General features: G+C 72.0%; 11 protein-coding genes and 1 pseudogene. 5 read left to right on the top strand and 7 right to left on the bottom strand.

Annotated elements, in window-relative coordinates:
• Positions 1-8: 8 nt before the first annotated feature.
• Positions 9-884 (bottom strand): 5'-methylthioadenosine/S-adenosylhomocysteine nucleosidase, encoded by an 876-nt coding sequence (locus ACZ67M_RS11655; RefSeq protein WP_469850730.1) that lies wholly within the window; start codon positions 882-884, stop codon positions 9-11.
• Positions 885-911: 27 nt separating this feature from the next.
• Between ACZ67M_RS11655 and ACZ67M_RS11650 the strand changes: the two genes are divergently transcribed.
• Positions 912-1,451, top strand: coding sequence for a hypothetical protein (locus ACZ67M_RS11650; RefSeq protein WP_385803081.1), 540 nt, complete (start codon positions 912-914; stop codon positions 1,449-1,451).
• A gap of 31 nt (positions 1,452-1,482) precedes the next feature.
• Here ACZ67M_RS11650 and ACZ67M_RS11645 read toward each other — a convergent pair whose 3' ends face one another.
• Entirely contained in the window at positions 1,483-2,169 is a 687-nt protein-coding gene (locus tag ACZ67M_RS11645; protein WP_385803079.1) for a response regulator, read from the bottom strand.
• Positions 2,166-3,836, bottom strand: a complete 1,671-nt coding sequence (locus ACZ67M_RS11640) for a sensor histidine kinase (protein WP_467319166.1) — start codon at positions 3,834-3,836, stop codon at positions 2,166-2,168. The genes ACZ67M_RS11645 and ACZ67M_RS11640 overlap by 4 nt, the downstream gene beginning before the upstream one ends.
• 154 nt (positions 3,837-3,990) lie before the next feature.
• On the opposite strand from ACZ67M_RS11640, the gene ACZ67M_RS11635 reads away from it, so the two are divergent.
• The 4 genes from ACZ67M_RS11635 to ACZ67M_RS11620 all read left to right on the top strand — a co-directional run bounded on the left by ACZ67M_RS11635 (position 3,991) and on the right by ACZ67M_RS11620 (position 8,653).
• On the top strand, positions 3,991-5,385 hold the full coding sequence (locus ACZ67M_RS11635; RefSeq protein WP_469850726.1) for a cation:dicarboxylate symporter family transporter: 1,395 nt from the start codon (positions 3,991-3,993) through the stop codon (positions 5,383-5,385).
• Positions 5,386-5,528: 143 nt separating this feature from the next.
• The gene (locus ACZ67M_RS11630; RefSeq protein ID WP_361351461.1) at positions 5,529-5,927 is read left to right on the top strand and encodes a MerR family transcriptional regulator; all 399 of its coding nucleotides are present in this window, start codon (positions 5,529-5,531) and stop codon (positions 5,925-5,927) included.
• Positions 5,928-5,938: 11 nt separating this feature from the next.
• Positions 5,939-6,253, top strand: coding sequence for a thioredoxin family protein (locus tag ACZ67M_RS11625; RefSeq protein ID WP_122616377.1), 315 nt, complete (start codon positions 5,939-5,941; stop codon positions 6,251-6,253).
• A 177-nt stretch (positions 6,254-6,430) separates the two neighbouring features.
• Positions 6,431-8,653 carry a HelD family protein gene (locus tag ACZ67M_RS11620; RefSeq protein WP_469850724.1) on the top strand — a complete coding sequence of 741 codons (2,223 nt, stop codon included), beginning with the start codon at positions 6,431-6,433 and terminating at the stop codon, positions 8,651-8,653.
• A gap of 48 nt (positions 8,654-8,701) precedes the next feature.
• On the opposite strand, the gene glgB is transcribed toward ACZ67M_RS11620, so the two are convergent.
• From glgB to ACZ67M_RS11600, 4 genes and pseudogenes are all read right to left on the bottom strand, one after another.
• Entirely contained in the window at positions 8,702-11,233 is a 2,532-nt protein-coding gene (gene glgB, locus ACZ67M_RS11615; RefSeq protein ID WP_469850722.1) for a 1,4-alpha-glucan branching enzyme, read from the bottom strand.
• A 41-nt stretch (positions 11,234-11,274) separates the two neighbouring features.
• Positions 11,275-12,669, bottom strand: a complete 1,395-nt coding sequence (locus tag ACZ67M_RS11610) for a maltokinase N-terminal cap-like domain-containing protein (protein WP_361351455.1) — start codon at positions 12,667-12,669, stop codon at positions 11,275-11,277.
• Positions 12,670-12,757: 88 nt separating this feature from the next.
• The gene (gene treS, locus ACZ67M_RS11605; protein ID WP_376362108.1) at positions 12,758-14,476 is read right to left on the bottom strand and encodes a maltose alpha-D-glucosyltransferase; all 1,719 of its coding nucleotides are present in this window, start codon (positions 14,474-14,476) and stop codon (positions 12,758-12,760) included.
• Positions 14,473-15,075, bottom strand: a pseudogene (locus tag ACZ67M_RS11600) (alpha-1,4-glucan--maltose-1-phosphate maltosyltransferase); the annotation flags it as partial. The gene treS and the pseudogene ACZ67M_RS11600, both read right to left, overlap by 4 nt.

Genomic DNA, 15,075 nt, shown 5'->3' with positions numbered 1-15,075 from the left:
TGCCGCTCCTACCGTCCTCCGTCCCGCTTGCCGGTGACGGGCCCGTGAAAGGTGCCGCCCCGGAAGTCGATGTGGTCGCCGCCGTACGTCGCCGTGCCGTCGCCGCGTTGTTGGGGACCCTCCTCGGAGTCGGAGGCGCCGGAGGGGGAAGCTTCGCGGGGCCGGTGCTTGCGGAGTACCGCCGTCGTCACCGTCGCGGCCTGCGCGGCGGCGCGCTGCTGCGAACCCGAGGCGTCGGCCCTGTGCTTGCCGGCGTCGGCCCGGTCGCTGATGCCCCGGACCACCAGGGCGGGCAGCTGGCCGTTCAGGTGGGCCGCCCGGAGCGCCCCGGATCCCTCCATCTCGATCGCGCCCGCGTCGTTGTAGTTCCCGCGGATGAACCGGGCGATCTCGGACTCGGCGTCCGCCAGGACGACGTCACCCGTGGCGATCGGCATGAAGTGGGCCCGTACGTCGGGCATGTCCCGTACGGCGGAACGGGCCGCCTGCTCCAGCGCGTGCGAGCCCGGCAGTGCCTTCGGCCGGACCAGGAAACCTTCCGGCGTCTGCTTGCCCCCGTGGATCTCGTAGATCTGCGTGCCCACGACGACGTCGCCGATCTCGACGTCGTCCTTCAGGCCGCCGGCGACTCCGACGAAGAACACGGCCTCGGGGCGCAGCCAGTTGATGAGCTGGGTGGTGAGTGCGGCGGCCTGCTCGGCGCCCATGCCCAGTTCGGCGAGGGCGACGTGCCAGGAGGTGCCCGGCAGCCGTCCCCGTTCGACGCGGGTCCCGTCCCGGTGCACCAGCTCCTCCCGCTCCTCGACGTGCGCGCGGACGGCGGCGTATTCGAGGGGGAGTGCGGTCAGCACCAGAGCGGTGGGCTGGATGTCCGGCATAGTCATAAGTTACCGCTGGGAGAAGGGGTTCGAGTGCCGGAACAGGACGTCACGGCCGGGCAGTTGCTGCTCGCCGAGTACGAGAGCGTGAAGAGCGAGCAGAGGGCGAGGATCGGGTTCCGGGACAACCTCCTCTACGTGACACTCGCGGTCGTGGCGGCCGTCATCGCCGCGACGGCCCAGGCGAAGCAGCCGTCGATGCTCCTGGCGCTGCCGCCGGTGTGCGTCGTCCTCGGATGGACCTACCTCGTCAACGACGAGAAGATCTCGGCGATCGGGCTCTACGTCCGGGACGATCTGGGCCCCCGGCTGGCCGCCCTCGCGGCACACGGGGCCGGTTTCACGACCTTCGGGTGGGAGGCGTACCACCGCGGCGACACCCGGCGCCGGTCCCGCAAGGCGATACAGACCGTGATCGACCTGACGGCGTTCTGCGCGGTACCGCTGGCCGCGCTGACCGTCTACTGGTCAAACGGGGACGTCAGGGGCCTGCTCGTCTGGCTCTCGGCACTGGAGGCGCTCGCGGTGGCGGGTCTCGCCTCGCAGGTGGTGCGGTACGCGAGGGCGGCGTGAGCGTGAGCGGGGGACGTCGGCGGCCGGGCCGCTACCGGCCCCGTACCCACCGATAGACCAACTCCGGCCGCCCCACCTGCCCGTACTGCGGGCTCCGCCCCGCACGGCCCGCGTCCACCAGGTGTTCCAGGTAACGCCGGGCCGTGATCCGGGAGATGCCCACCGCCTCGGCGACCCCGGCCGCCGTCAGGCCCTCCTCCGAGCCGCGCAGGGCGCCCGTGACGCGTTCCAGGGTCGGTCCGCTCAGGCCCTTCGGCAGGGCGGCCGGGCCGGGGGCGCGGAGGGTGGCGAGGGCGCGGTCGACCTCGTCCTGGCCGCTCGCCTCGCCGGCCGTGCCGCGGAACTCCGCGTACCGGACGAGCCGGTCGCGCAGGGTGGCGAAGGTGAACGGCTTCAGCACGTACTGGACGACGCCCAGCGACACGCCCTCCCGCACGACCGTCAGGTCCCGCGCCGACGTCACCGCTATCACGTCGGTGTGATGTCCGGCCGCCCGCAGCGAACGGGCCAGCTGGAGGCCGTGCACGTCCGGCAGGTGGAGGTCCAGCAGGAGCAGGTCGACCGGCGTGCGGTCCAGCAGGCGCCTGGCCTCCGCGCCGGTGTGCGCCTTGCCGACGGCCACGAACCCCGGCACCCGGCCGACGTACATCACGTGCGCGTCGGCGGCGACCGGGTCGTCCTCGACGACCAGGACCCGGATGGGCTGCTCCCCGGTCATGCGGAGCCTCCCGAGTCCGGTCTGCCCGCCACGGTGGCCGGCGTCGCCGTGCCGCTCCCGGCATCGCCCAGCGGCAGCCGCGCCTCGAAGCGGGCGCCGCCGCCCTCGGCCTCCGCGACCGTGAGGGTGCCGCCGTGCCGTCGTACCGCCTGGCGGACCAGGGCCAGGCCCAGACCCCGGCCGCCGCCCTCCCCGGACGGCTTCGTGGAGAAGCCCCGCTGGAAGACCAGGTCGGCATGGGCGGGGTCGACCCCGGCGCCCGTGTCCGACACCCGCATCACCAGCTCGAAACCGTCGCCCGCCGCCTCGGTGTACGCCGCCACCGTCACCCGCGAGGGCACCGCGCCCTGCGCCGCGTCCACCGCGTTGTCCACCAGGTTGCCCAGGATCGTCACCAGGTCCCTGGCGGGCAGCGACGGCGGCAGCAGACCGTCGTCCAGCCGGCTCTCCCGCGACACCACCAGCTCCACTCCCCGCTCGTTCGCCTGCGCCGTCTTGCCCAGCAGCAGCGCCGCCAGCACCGGCTCGCCGACCGCCGCCACCACCTGGTCGGTGAGCGCCTGGGCCAGCTCCAGCTCGGCCGTCGCGAACTCCACGGCCTCCTCCGCGCGCCCCAGCTCGATCAGCGAGACGACGGTGTGCAGCCGGTTCGCGGCCTCGTGCGCCTGCGAGCGCAGCGCCTGCGTGAACCCGCGCTCGGAGTCCAGCTCACCCGTCAGCGACTGAAGCTCGGTCACGTCCCGCAGCGTCACCACCGTGCCCCGCCGCTCACCGCCGGAGACCGGCGAGGTGTTGACGACCAGCACCCGCTCGGCCGCCAGGTGCACCTCGTCCACCCGGGGCTCCGACGCCAGCAGCGCCCCCGTCAGCTGCGCCGGCAGCCCGAGGTCCGCCACCGAGGCGCCCACCACGTCACCGGTCACGCCCAGCAGCTCCCGTCCACCGTCGTTGATCAGCGCGACCCGGTACTGCCCGTCCAGCATCAGCAGCCCTTCGCGCACCGCGTGCAGCGCGGCCTGATGGTAGTCGTGCATCCGGCTCAGCTCGTCCGCGTTCATGCCGTGCGTGTGCCGGCGCAGCCGCGCGTTGATCACGTAGGTGCCGACCGCGCCGAGCAGCAGCGCCCCGGCCGCCACCCCCGACAGGGCGGTGAGCTGCTCCTGCGCCCGCTTGCTGATCTCCTCCACCTTGATCCCGGCGCTGACCAGTCCGACCACCCGGTCCCCGTCCAGGACCGGCGTGACCGCCCGCACCGAGGGCCCGAGCGTGCCGGTGTAGGTCTCCGTGAAGGTCTCGCCCCGCTGCGCGCGCTCGATGTGCCCCTGGAAGGGGTGGCCGATTTGCGCCGGGTCGGGATGGGTCCAGCGGATGCCGTACGGATCCATGATCGTCACGAAGTCCACGTCCGTGTCCCGCATGACCCGCACCGCGTACGGCTGGAGCCGCGCCGTCGGATCCGGGGTGCCGATCGCCGCCACCACGGACGGCGAGTCCGCGATGGCCAGCGACACCGCCCTGGCCTGCCGCCCGGCCGCGTCCTCGGCCTGCCCCCGGTCGCTGATGTAGGTGAACAGCGCGTACCCGACCACGACGACCGCTATCAGGACGGCCTGCATGGCGAAGAGCTGCCCGGCCAGGCTGCGGGGTCGCGGGACGTGGAGGTGCATGCCGTCAGTCTCCCTCCTGGCTGGATTGTGAACTCAATGAACGCAAGGGTGACCGCCCTCACACGCCGGGAGATAGTCACCGCATCCCCGATACACACCCCCGGACGTGAGCCGCACGCCGGTGATGCCGACGACGTCGTCAAGGAGGGCCGCCGTGACCAGCAAAGCCGCTACGGCACCTGCCGCACCCAAAGCCAAGCGGGACCGCACGCACTATCTCTACATCGCGGTGATCATCGCGGTCGCCCTCGGTATCGCGGTGGGTCTGATCGCTCCGGACTTCGCCACCGAGCTGAAGCCCCTGGGCACCGGCTTCGTGAACCTGATCAAGATGATGATCTCGCCGATCATCTTCTGCACGATCGTGCTGGGCATCGGATCGGTGCGCAAGGCCGCCAAGGTCGGCGCGGTCGGCGGGATCGCGCTGGTCTACTTCCTGGTGATGTCGCTGGTGGCGCTCGCCATCGGCCTGATCGTCGGCAACATCCTCGACCCGGGCACGGGCCTCGCGGTGACCGACGCCGTCAAGGAGACCGGCCAGGCGCAGGTCGACGCGGAGGCCAAGGGCACCGTCGACTTCCTGATGGGCATCATCCCGACCACCATCGTCTCCGCGTTCACCGCCGGCGAGGTGCTCCAGACGCTGCTGATCGCCCTGCTGTGCGGCTTCGCCCTTCAGGCCATGGGATCCGCCGGGCAGCCCGTCCTGCGCGGCATCGAGCACATCCAGCGGCTGGTCTTCCGCGTCCTGGCCATGATCATGTGGGCCGCCCCGGTCGGCGCCTTCGGTGCCATCGCGGCCGTCACCGGATCGGCCGGCGTCGAGGCTCTGAAGAGCCTGGCCGTGCTGATGCTCGGCTTCTACGTGACCTGCTTCCTCTTCCTCTTCCTCGTGCTGGGCGCGATGCTGCGCCTGATCGCCGGGGTGAACGTCCTCTCGCTCTTCAAGTACCTGGGCCGCGAGTTCCTGCTGATCCTGTCCACCTCCTCCTCGGAGTCGGCGCTGCCGCGCCTGATCGCGAAGATGGAGCACCTGGGCGTCAGCAAGCCGGTGGTCGGCATCACCGTCCCGACCGGCTACTCCTTCAACCTCGACGGCACCATGATCTACATGACCATGGCCTCGCTGTTCATCGCCGACGCCATGGGTACGCCGATGTCCATCGGCGAGCAGATCCCGCTGCTGCTCTTCCTGCTGGTGGCCTCCAAGGGCGCCGCCGGTGTCTCCGGCGCCGGTCTCGCCACGCTGGCCGGCGGCCTCCAGTCGCACAAGCCCGCCCTGGTGGACGGCATCGGCCTGATTGTGGGCATCGACCGCTTCATGAGCGAGGCCCGCGCCCTGACCAACTTCGGCGGCAACGCCGTGGCCACGGTCCTGATCGGCACCTGGACCAAGGAGATCGACAAGGAGCGGATGAGCGAGGTGCTCGCCGGCCGGGCCCCCTTCGACGAGAAGACCCTGCTGGACGACCACCACGGCGCCGACGACGCCGGCGACGCACCGGACCTGCCCGAGCAGGGCGGCGAGAAGGAGCTGGCGCGGGCCTGACCCCGAGGCCCGGCCCGCACGCTCCGGGCGGCTGAGGTGCTCCCCCCGTTGCTCAGCCGCCCGGTCACCCCGCAAGAGGCCCCGCGCCCCCCGGCGCCGGGGCCTCTTGCCTTGACGTCCGGGTCAACGCCTACGTTCGTGGCATGCGAATCGGCGAACTGGCCGCACGGGCCGGGACCACGACGCGGACGCTGCGGTACTACGAGTCGCGCGGACTGCTGCCCGCGCGGCGCACCGGCAACGGTTACCGGACGTACGACGAGGACGACCTGAGGCTGCTGCGGCAGATCAGGACGCTCCAGGACTTCGGGTTCGACCTGGAGGAGACCCGCCCGTTCGTGGAGTGCCTGCGCGCCGGGCACCCCGAGGGCGACTCGTGCCCGGCGTCCCTCGTGGTCTACCGGCGCAAGCTGGCGCAGCTGGACGCGCTGATCGACCAGCTCACGTCGGTGCGGGCGCAGGTGGGCGCGCAGCTGGCGCGTGCCGAGGCGGCGGTTCCGGGGGGTCCGGAGCCCAAGTGCGAACTGGGAGGACACGCATGACGAGCGACGGGGTGCCCGAGGTGACGGACGCGGAGTTCGGCAGTGAGGTGCTGGGCAGTGAGCTGCCGGTGCTGGTGGAGTTCACCGCGGACTGGTGCCCGCCGTGCCGGCAGATGGCGCCGGTGCTCAGCGCCGTGGCCGAGGAGGAGGGCGACCGGCTCCGCGTGGTGCAGCTGAACGTGGACCGCAATCCGGCGACGACGAACGCGTACAAGGTGCTGTCGATGCCGACCTTCATGGTGTTCCGCGGGGGCGAGCCGGTGAAGTCGATGGTGGGCTCGCGGCCCAAGCGGCGGCTGCTGGCGGAACTGGCCGACGTGCTCTGACCGGGCCCGACCCGCACGCGCCACGAGAAATCCCCCGAGCAATTGCGCTCGGGGGATTTCTCTGCGTATATTCGGGGATTCGTGACTTCAAGGAAATGAGGTCATGAAGAAGTTCAGTGAGCACAGTATATCCGGGCGGGAGTGGAATTGTCAAACACCGAATTTCCGGACGATGAATTGCGACACGAGCAGGAATTCGTCGACGGACTCTACGCGCGCGTGGACGCGCTGCGCGGCGACACCGAGGTCTCGGTCACGGACGCACTCGCGCAGGGCAACACCCCTCAGCAGGCCAGGCTGGAGCGGGACATCCTGGTGGCCGAGCGCTCCGGGCTGCTCGCCGCGCTCAACGCGGTGGACGGCTCCCTCTGCTTCGGCCGGATCGACCTCGCCTCCGGGGACGTCCACCACATCGGCCGCATCGGGCTCCGCGCCGACGACGCCGAACGCACCCCGGTCCTGATCGACTGGCGGGCCGACGTCGCCCGCCCCTTCTACCTGGCGACCGGCCACACCCCGATGGGCCTGCGCCGCCGCCGGCACCTCGCCACCGAGGGCCGCCGGGTCGCCGCCCTGCACGACGAGATCCTGGACCTCGGCGACGAGACGCGGACCGGTCACGAGGACCCGTCCGGCGACGCCGTGCTGCTCGCGGCGCTGAACTCCGCGCGCACCGGCCGCATGGGCGACATCGTGCAGACCATCCAGGCCGACCAGGACCGCATCATCCGCGCCCCGCACCGGGGTGTGCTGGTCGTGGAGGGCGGCCCCGGCACCGGCAAGACCGCCGTCGCCCTGCACCGGGCCGCCTACCTCCTCTACGAGCACCGCGAACTGCTCGCCAAGCGCGCCGTCCTCATCGTCGGGCCCAACCCCGCCTTCCTCGGCTACATCGGAGAGGTGCTGCCCTCCCTGGGCGAGACCGGCGTCCTGCTGTCGACGGTCGGCGAGCTGTACCCGGGCGTGCGGGCCACGGCGACGGACACCCCTCGGGCGGCGGCGGTGAAGGGCCGCGCGGACATGGCCGACGTGCTCGCCGAGGTGGTCCGGGACCGGCAGGCGCTGCCCGACCCGGTGATCGCGATCGAGCACGACCGCGAGATCCTGATGCTCGACGACGACCTGGTGAACGTCGCCCGGGAGCGCACCCGCGCCGCGCGGCTGCCGCACAACGCGGCCCGCGAGCACTTCGAGGGCCACATCCTCAACACCCTGACCGACATGGTCGCCGAACGCATCGGCACCGACCCCTACGACGGCTCCAACCTCCTCGACCCCAGCGACATCACCCAGATCCGCGACGAACTCGCCGAGAACCCCGAGGTCTGGTCGGCCATCGACCAGCTGTGGCCGCGCCTGACCCCGCGCCGCCTGGTCGCCGACTTCCTCGCCGCCCCCGAGCCGTTCCTGTCCGCCGAGGACGCGGCCGCCGTCCGCCGCCCGGTCACCCGGCACTGGACCGTCGCCGACGTGCCGCTGCTGGACGAGGCCGCGGAACTGCTCGGTGTGGACGACCGGGTGGCCCGCTCCCGCGCCGAGCGCGAGCGGGCGGAGCAGATCGCCTACGCGCAGGGCGTGCTGGACGTGTCGTACGCGTCCCGGACCTACGAGTTCGAGGACAAGCACGAGGACGACGCCGAGGTCCTGTCCGCGCACGACATCATCGACGCCGAACGGTTCGCCGAGCGCCAGGAGGAGGACGACCACCGCAGCGCCGCCGAACGCGCGGCGGCCGACCGCACCTGGGCGTTCGGGCACATCATCGTCGACGAGGCGCAGGAGCTGTCGCCGATGGCGTGGCGGCTGCTGATGCGGCGCTGCCCGACCCGCTCGATGACCCTGGTCGGCGACCCGGCACAGACCGCGGAGGAGGCCGGGGTCGGTTCCTGGTCGAAGATCCTCGCCCCCTACGTCGAGGACCGCTGGGAGCACACCCGGCTGGGCGTCAACTACCGCACCCCGGCCGAGATCATGGACGTGGCGGCGGCCGTCGTGCGGGCCGAGGACCCGGAGTTCGCGCCGCCGAGTTCGGTGCGCTCCACGGGCGTACGCCCCTGGGTCCGCGCCACCGCGGACCTCCCGGCCGCCGTCGCCGAGGCCGTCCGGGAGCTGACCCCCGAGGAGGGGCGCCTCGCCGTCATCGCCCCGCGCGAGCTGCACCGGGTTCTGGCCGCCCGGCTGGACGGCGTGACGCCGGGCGGCGAGCCGGACCTGACGCGGACGGTCGTCCTGCTCGACCCGCGCCAGTCCAAGGGCCTGGAGTTCGACTCCGTCCTCGTCGTCGAGCCGGGCCGCTACGGCACCAGCGACCTCTACGTGGCCCTCACCCGCGCCACCCAGCGGCTCGGCGTCCTGCACACCGGGCCGCTGCCGAAGGGGCTGGTGGACGCGGCCGGATAGGCGAGCGCGCGGGTGCCCCGGCCGCCGTCGGCGGCCGGGGCCCTGCCGTCACGCCGGACGCAGCCACACCGTCGCGAGCGGCGGCAGGGTCAGCCGCACGCTCGCCGGCCGGCCGTGCCAGCCCTGCGGCTCCGGCTTGACCGGGTCCGGGTTGCCCACGTCGCCGCCGCCGTAGCGCGCGGCGTCGGTGTTGAGCACCTCGTGCCAGGCGGGGACGTCGTCCGGGACGCCGAGACGGTAGTCGGCGCGGACGACCGGGGCGAAGTTCGACACGGCCAGCAGCGGGGTGCCGTCGGCGTCCAGCCGCAGGAACGCGAGCACGTTGTCCTCGGCGGCGTCCCCGACCACCCAGGCGAACCCGGACGGGTGGGTGTCGAGCCGCCACAGCGCGGGCGTGGTCCGGTAGACGGCGTTCAGGTCCCGCACCAGGTCCCGCACGCCCCGGTGGTCCGTGGCCGCCCCGTACTCCGGGTCGAGGAGCCACCAGTCGGGGCCGTGCGCCTCGGACCACTCGGCGCCCTGCGCGAACTCCTGCCCCATGAAGAGCAGTTGCTTGCCGGGGTGGGCCCACATGAAGGCCAGGTACGCCCGCTCGTTCGCGCGCTGCTGCCACCAGTCGCCGGGCATCTTCGACACCAGCGACCGCTTGCCGTGCACGACCTCGTCGTGGGATATCGGCAGCACGTAGTTCTCGCTGTACGCGTACACCATGGAGAAGGTCATCTCCCCGTGGTGGTACCTGCGGTGCACCGGTTCGTGGCTCATGTACTGGAGCGAGTCGTGCATCCAGCCCATGTTCCACTTCAGCCCGAACCCGAGCCCGCCGAAGCCGCTCGGCCCCTTGTGGTGGGTGGCCCGGGTGACCCCGTCCCAGGCCGTCGACTCCTCGGCGACGGTCACCACGCCCGGCACCCGCCGGTACACCGTGGCGTTCATCTCCTGGAGGAACGCCACCGCGTCCAGGTTCTCCCGGCCGCCCCGCGCGTTGGGCGTCCACTGCCCCGGCTCGCGCGAGTAGTCCAGGTAGAGCATCGAGGCGACCGCGTCCACCCGCAGTCCGTCGATGTGGAACTCCTCGCACCAGTACACGGCGTTGGCGACGAGGAAGTTGCGCACCTCGCGCCGCCCGAAGTCGAACTCCAGCGTCCCCCAGTCGGGGTGCGCCGCCCGCAGCGGGTCGGAGTGCTCGTACAGCGGGCGCCCGTCGAACTCGGCCAGCGCCCAGTCGTCGCGCGGGAAGTGCGCCGGCACCCAGTCCATCAGGACACCGATGCCGGCCTGGTGCAGCCGGTCGACCAGGTACTTGAAGTCGTCGGGGTCGCCGAGCCGGGCGGTGGGCGCGTAGAAGCCGGTGACCTGGTAGCCCCAGGAGCCGCCGAAGGGGTGCTCGGCGACCGGCATCAGCTCGACGTGCGTGAAGCCGAGGTCGGCGACGTACGCGGGGAGCTGTTCGGCCAGTTCCCGGTACGTCAGCCCCGGCCGCCAGGAGGCCAGGTGGACCTCGTACACCGACATCGGCGCCTCGTGCGCGGGCGCGTCGGCGCGGCGGGCCAGCCACTCCTCGTCGCCCCAGGTGTAGTCCGAGGTGTGGACGACGGACGAGGTGGCCGGCGGGACCTCCGTGGCGCGGGCCAGCGGATCGGCGCGGAAGGTGCGCGAGCCGTCGGCGCGGGTGATCTCGAACTTGTACAGCTCGCCCGCGCCGACGCCGGGCAGGAACAGCTCCCACACGCCGGTGGCGCCGAGCGAGCGCATGGGGTGGCCGGTGCCGTCCCAGAAGTTGAAGCCGCCGGCCACCCGGACCCCGCGCGCGTTCGGTGCCCACACCGTGAAGCGGGTGCCCGCGACGCCGTCGTGCGTCATCGGGTGCGCGCCGAGCGCCTGCCACAGCTGCTCGTGCCGGCCCTCGCCGATCAGGTGCAGGTCCAGCTCGCCCAGTGTGGGAAGGAAGCGGTACGGGTCCTCGACCTCCTGCACCGTCTCCTCGTACGCCACGCGCAGCCGGTGCAGGGGGACCTCCCGCAGGGGCAGCAGCCCGGAGAAGAAGCCGTCCCCGTCGTCGTGCAGTTCGACGCGCAGGTCGCCGGAGAGGACGGTCACCTCGCGGGCGTACGGCCGCAGGGCCCGGAAGGCGACCCCGCCGGGCACCCGGTGGGCGCCGAGCACGGAGTGGGGGTCGTGGTGCGTGCCGGCCAGCAGCCGCGCCCGGTCGCCGGCGTCCAGGGAGGGGGAGACGGCGATCTCGGCGGCGGGAGCGGTGGCCTTCCGGGCGGCGGGCTTCTTCGCGGCGGACTTCCTGGCGGACGGCTTCTTGGCGGTGGCCTTCTTCGCCACGGCTGTCTTCGTCACGGCCTTGTGTGCCACGGCCTTCTTCGCGGCGCTCTTCTTCGCGGCGCTCTTCGTCGTCGCGGTCTTCTTCACGCCGGCCTTCGCCGTCCCGGCCCCCTCGGTCGTCTTGGCCGTCTTCTTCGAGGGCGCCTTCTTCGCGGCGGCCTGCTTGCCGGTCGTCTTCTTCTCGGCCGCCTGCTTGGCGGCCGTCTTCTTCGGGTCGGGACCGCTGGACGAGGGGCGGGGCGTCACGGGTGGGCCTCCTGGGCGAGTGGGAGCAACGGCGGGGGGCGTCAGGCCGGTTCGGGTGCCGACAGGCGGCGGACCGCGGCCAGCGGCACCGGGAGCCAGTCGGGACGGTGCCGGGCCTCGTACAGGACCTCGTAGACCGCCTTGTCGGTCTCGTAGGCGCGCAGCAGCACCGGATCGGTGCGCGGGTCGCCGCCGCCGGCCTCCGCGTACCCGGTGCAGTAGGCCGCCCGGCAGCCCGCGGCCCACCCCGGCACCGGGGCCTCGGCCGAGTGCGCCGCGTAGTCGAAGGAGCGCAGCATCCCGGCGACGTCCCGCACCGTCGGCTGCGGCAGCCGGCGCTCGGCCAGCGGTTTCGCGGGCTCCCCCTCGAAGTCGATCAGCGACCACCGTCCGGTGGGCGAGCGCAGGCACTGGCCGAGGTGGAGGTCGCCGTGGACGCGCTGCGCGGTCCAGGTGCGGCCCTCGGCCGCCAGGTCGCCCAGCGCGGTGAAGGCGGTGCGCAGGGCGGGCGCGTACGGCCGCAGCAGGGGCACCGCCCGGGCGGCCTCCTCCAGCCGCGCGATCATGCCGTCGGCGAGCTGCCGCACCTGGGCGTGGCCGAGGGTGACGGTCGGCAGCGCGCGGGCCAGCGCGGTGTGCACCTCGGCGGTGGCCCGGCCGAGCGCCCGCGCCTCGGCGGCGAAGTCCTCGCCCTTGGCCAGTTCGCGCAGCGCCAGCTCCCAGCCGTCGGTCGCGCCCTGGAGGTACGGCTGGAGCACCCCCAGCACCCAGGTCCGGCCGTCCAGGTCGGCCGTCATCCAGCCCGCCGGGGCGGGCACCCGGGCGCTGCCCTCGCGGGCCAGCGCCAGCGGCAGCTCCAGGTCGGGGTTGACGCCGGGCACGATCCGGCGCAGCACCTTGAGAATGAACGTATCTCCAAACACGACCGACGAGTTCGACTGCTCGGCGGTCATCAGCCGCGGCACCAGGCCGGCGCGTATCTCCCGGCCCTCCTCCCGCTCGAAGCGGAGCCCGCCGATACGGGCCCCGGTGCGCATCGCCTCCAGGAGCACCTCGGCGGGCCGGGTGTCGTACAGGGCGTCGTAGGCGGTGCGGCCTGCCGACGGGCCCTCGGTCACGTGTCCGATCAGTGCGGGCGCCAGCCGGGGCGGCAGCGCCTCGCGCGTGCCTATGAGCAGCTGGTAGCAGTCGCCGGGTTCCTCGGGCGCGCCCGCGGCCGGGGCGGACTGCTGGTGGGCGCGGACCAGCACGTGGTGGAGGCCGAGCCGGGAGTCGGCGGGGAGCAGGTCGGTGGCGGCGACCAGCGAGAACCCGGTGACCGCGCGGCCCTTGCCGGCGAACCAGCGCTGCCGTGGCAGCCACTCCCGCAGAAGTGGATCGAGAGACGCTAGGAGGCCCGGCGGGCTCGTGACGGTACGTGTGACGGCTTCCGGCATGGCGTAGCGTCCTTTCCCCGGATCGTCGGGGTGTTACTGATGCGTGCCCCGGGCGGGGCGGTGGAAACCGTCCCGCCCGGGGGCTCAGTCAGACGGCGTCCTTGCGGAGCCGGAACCAGTAGAAGCCGTGGCCTCCGAGGGTCAGCAGGTACGGCAGGTCGCCGACCGCGGGGAAGCGGACTCCGCCGAACAGCTCGACCGGGTGGCGTCCCCCGAAAGCGCTGAGGTCGAGTTCGGTGGGCTGCGCGAACCGCGAGAAGTTGTGGACGCACAGCACCAGGTCGTCCTCCCCGTCCCCATTCGGGGGGGCCTCCCGCAGAAAGGCCAGGACGGCCGGGTTGGAGGAGGGCAGTTCGGTGTAGGTGCCCAGCCCGAAGGCGGGGTTCTGCTTGCGGATCTCGATCATGCGCCGTGTCCAGTGCAGCAGGGACGAGGGCGAGGCCATCGACGCCTCGACGTTCGTCACCTGGTAGCCGTGGACCGGGTCCATGATCGTCGGCAGGAACAGCCGGCCCGGGTCGCACGACGAGAAGCCGGCGTTGCGGTCCGGCGTCCACTGCATCGGGGTGCGCACCGCGTCGCGGTCGCCGAGCCAGATGTTGTCGCCCATGCCGATCTCGTCGCCGTAGTAGAGGATCGGCGAGCCGGGCAGGGAGAGCAGCAGCGCGGTGAACAGCTCGATCTGGTCGCGGTCGTTGTCCAGGAGCGGGGCCAGGCGGCGCCGGATGCCGATGTTGGCGCGCATCCGCGGGTCCTTGGCGTACTCCGCGTACATGTAGTCGCGCTCTTCGTCGGTGACCATTTCCAGGGTCAGCTCGTCGTGGTTGCGCAGGAAGATGCCCCACTGGCAGCCGGACGGGATCGCGGGGGTCTTGGCGAGGATCTCCGAGACCGGGTAGCGCGACTCCCTTCTGACCGCCATGAAGATGCGGGGCATGACCGGGAAGTGGAAGGCCATGTGGCACTCGTCGCCGCCCGCGGAGTAGTCGCCGAAGTAGTCGACGACGTCCTCGGGCCACTGGTTGGCCTCCGCCAGCACCACCGTGTCCGGGTACTGCGCGTCGATCTCCTTGCGCACCCGCTTCAGGAACTCGTGGGTGCGCGGCAGGTTCTCGCAGTTGGTGCCTTCCTCGGCGTACAGGTACGGCACCGCGTCCAGCCGGAACCCGTCGATGCCCAGGTCCAGCCAGAACTTCAGCCCGGAGATCATCTCCTCCTGCACGGCCGGGTTCTCGTAGTTGAGGTCCGGCTGGTGGGAGAAGAACCGGTGCCAGAAGTACTGCTTGCGCACCGGGTCGTACGTCCAGTTGGAGGCCTCGGTGTCGACGAAGATGATGCGGGCGTCGGCGTACTGGGTGTCGTCGTCGGCCCAGACGTAGTAGTCGCCGTAGGGGCCGTCGGGGTTCTTGCGGGACTCCTGGAACCACGGGTGCTGGTCGCTGGTGTGGTTCATGACGAAGTCGATGATGACGCGCATGCCGCGCTGGTGGGCGGCGTCCACGAACTCCACGAAGTCGGCGAGGTCGCCGAACTCGGGGAGCACGGCGGTGTAGTCGGAGACGTCGTAGCCGCCGTCGCGCAGGGGGGATTTGAAGAAGGGCGGGAGCCAGAGGCAGTCCACGCCCAGCCATTGCAGGTAGTCCAGCTTGGCGGTGAGGCCCTTGAGGTCGCCGACGCCGTCGCCGTTGCTGTCCTGGAAGGAGCGGACGAGGACCTCGTAGAAGACGGCTCGTTTGAACCAGTCCGGGTCGCGGTCCTTGGCCGGGGTGTCCTCGAAGGTGTCCGGCACGGGCTCGTTGACGATCATATGGTGGGTGACCCTCCGATCTGCGGGTGGGACGGTCGCAGAACCGTGCAGACGTGGGCGGGCGAACGGCCCGGCTCCAGGCGCACATAGTTGGCCCTGCCCCAGTGGTAGGTCTCGCCGGTCAGCTCGTCGCGCACCGGCACCGACTCGTGCCAGTCCAGGCCGAGTTGCGGCATGTCCAACGAGACCGTCGCCTCCTGGGTGTGGTGGGGGTCGAGGTTGGCGACCACCAGAACCGTGTTCGAGCCGTGCCGCTTCGAGTAGGCGATCACCTCCTCCTTGTCCGTGGGATGGAAGTGCAGATCGCGCAGTTGCCGGAGTGCCGGGTTCGCACGCCGGATGGTGTTGAGCTTGGTGACGAGGGGGGCGATGGTGCGGCCCTCGCGGGCGGCGGCGGCCCAGTCGCGGGGTTTGAGCTGGTACTTCTCGGAGTCGAGGTATTCCTCGCTGCCCTCGCGCAGGGGGGTGTGTTCGCACAGTTCGTAGCCGCTGTAGATGCCCCATGTGGGGGAGAGGGTGGCGGCGAGGACGGCGCGGACCTCGAAGGCGGGGCGGCCGCCGGTCTGGAGGTAGGCGTGCAGGATGTCGGGGGTGTTGGC

It is taken from the genome of Streptomyces sp. NPDC107500 (genome assembly GCF_055582785.1).
The sequence above is the reverse complement of the archived record's forward strand: the minus strand, read 5'-3'. Positions and strand labels throughout refer to the sequence as shown.

What these genes read in the sequence shown, in the direction of transcription:
- ACZ67M_RS11645 (WP_385803079.1), bottom strand. Translation starts at nt 2,169, where the DNA reads ATGACCGGGGAGCAGCCCATCCGGGTCCTGGTCGTCGAGGACGACCCG.
- treS (WP_376362108.1), bottom strand. Translation starts at nt 14,476, where the DNA reads ATGATCGTCAACGAGCCCGTGCCGGACACCTTCGAGGACACCCCGGCC.
- ACZ67M_RS11640 (WP_467319166.1), bottom strand. Translation starts at nt 3,836, where the DNA reads ATGCACCTCCACGTCCCGCGACCCCGCAGCCTGGCCGGGCAGCTCTTC.
- ACZ67M_RS11630 (WP_361351461.1), top strand. Translation starts at nt 5,529, where the DNA reads ATGCGAATCGGCGAACTGGCCGCACGGGCCGGGACCACGACGCGGACG.
- ACZ67M_RS11655 (WP_469850730.1), bottom strand. Translation starts at nt 884, where the DNA reads ATGACTATGCCGGACATCCAGCCCACCGCTCTGGTGCTGACCGCACTC.
- ACZ67M_RS11610 (WP_361351455.1), bottom strand. Translation starts at nt 12,669, where the DNA reads ATGCCGGAAGCCGTCACACGTACCGTCACGAGCCCGCCGGGCCTCCTA.